Consider the following 1,344-nt stretch of genomic DNA (forward strand, 5'->3'; position numbering starts at 1 on the left):
TCGTACTCCTCGATGCCGTCGTAGGAGTGGCCCACGGTCTCGTCGGTGGTGCTGCTGCGCTGGCCCTTGCGGGTGGCGAAGATCAGCCAGGTCAGCGCCAGCAGGGTGCCGAGGGTGAGAGCTGTAATGTACAGACTCCAGAAGGTCGTCATTCTTTGTTACTCCTAGAAGCTTGCTCGACGTGCTTTTGGGCTTCGGGATCGTCTGCGAAGGGCAGCATCGTCGCTTCGTCGAAGCTCTTCTTGCGCTTGCCGCTGTAGGCCCAGATCACCAGGCCGATGAAGGCGACCATGATCACCACGGTGCCCAGTCCACGCAGAGTCCCGATATCCATCACACTCACCGTTTGCTCTTGATAGAGGTTCCCAGGCCTTGAAGGAACGCCACCAGGGCGTCCATCTCGGTCTTGCCCTTCACGGCTTCACGTGCACCGGCGATGTCCTCGTCGGTGTAAGGCACGCCCAGCTTGCGCAGGACTTCCATCTTGGTGGCGGTGTCCTTGCCATCAAGCTTGTTCTCTACCAGCCACGGGTAGGCAGGCATCTTCGACTCGGGCACCACGTTGCGCGGGTTGTACAGGTGCGCGCGGTGCCAGTCGTCGGAGTAACGGCCGCCGACGCGGGCCAGGTCCGGACCGGTACGCTTGGAACCCCACAGGAACGGGTGGTCCCAGACGCTTTCACCGGCGACCGAGTAATGGCCGTAGCGTTCGGTCTCGGCACGGAACGGACGGACCATCTGCGAGTGGCAGCCGACGCAGCCTTCGCGGATGTAGATGTCGCGACCTTCCAGTTCCAGGGCGGTACGCGGCTTCATGCCTTCGACCGGGGTATTGGTCACGTCCTGGAAGAACAGCGGAACGATCTGGGTCAGGCCACCGATGCTGACGGCGATCACCATGAAGATGGCCAGCAGGCCGACGTTCTTCTCGAGTATTTCGTGGTTCTTCATTTACGTCGGGCTCCTCAGGCGATCTGCGCGGCGGCTTCGTATTCGGCCGGCTTGGCAGCACGCACGGTGCGCCAGGTGTTGTAGGCCATCAGCAGCATGCCGGTGAGGAAGAAACCACCGCCGATCATGCGCACGATGAAGCCCGGGTGGCTTGCGACCAGTGCTTCAACGAAGGAGTAGGTCAGGGTGCCGTCCTCGTTGACCGCGCGCCACATCAGGCCCTGGGTGATGCCGTTGACCCACATCGAGGCGATGTACAGCACGGTGCCGATGGTGGCCAGCCAGAAGTGCGCGTTGATCAGGCCGATGCTGTGCATCTGCGGACGGCCGAAGACTTTCGGGATCAGGTGGTAGAGCGAGCCGATGGAGATCATCGCCACCCAGCCGAGGGCG

3 protein-coding genes and 1 pseudogene are annotated in these 1,344 nt (G+C 62.3%); all 4 read right to left on the bottom strand.

From position 1 onward, the window contains the following. Positions 1 to 152: pseudogene (locus HMPREF2886_RS34395) on the bottom strand (cytochrome C oxidase Cbb3); the annotation flags it as partial. Continuing rightward, complete coding sequence (locus HMPREF2886_RS23710; RefSeq protein ID WP_039028244.1) at positions 149 to 334, bottom strand: CcoQ/FixQ family Cbb3-type cytochrome c oxidase assembly chaperone; 186 nt, start codon at positions 332 to 334, stop codon at positions 149 to 151. The gene HMPREF2886_RS23710 and the pseudogene HMPREF2886_RS34395, both read right to left, overlap by 4 nt. Positions 335 to 339: 5 nt before the next feature. Beyond that, positions 340 to 951, bottom strand: coding sequence for a cytochrome-c oxidase, cbb3-type subunit II (gene ccoO / locus HMPREF2886_RS23715; protein ID WP_003087303.1), 612 nt, complete (start codon positions 949 to 951; stop codon positions 340 to 342). 14 nt (positions 952 to 965) lie between these two features. Continuing rightward, a partial coding sequence (locus HMPREF2886_RS23720; protein WP_023124542.1) for a cbb3-type cytochrome c oxidase subunit I occupies positions 966 to 1,344 on the bottom strand: 379 nt, incomplete at its 5' end.

The organism is Pseudomonas sp. HMSC066A08 (genome assembly GCF_001813025.1).
Lineage (GTDB): Bacteria > Pseudomonadota > Gammaproteobacteria > Pseudomonadales > Pseudomonadaceae > Pseudomonas > Pseudomonas aeruginosa.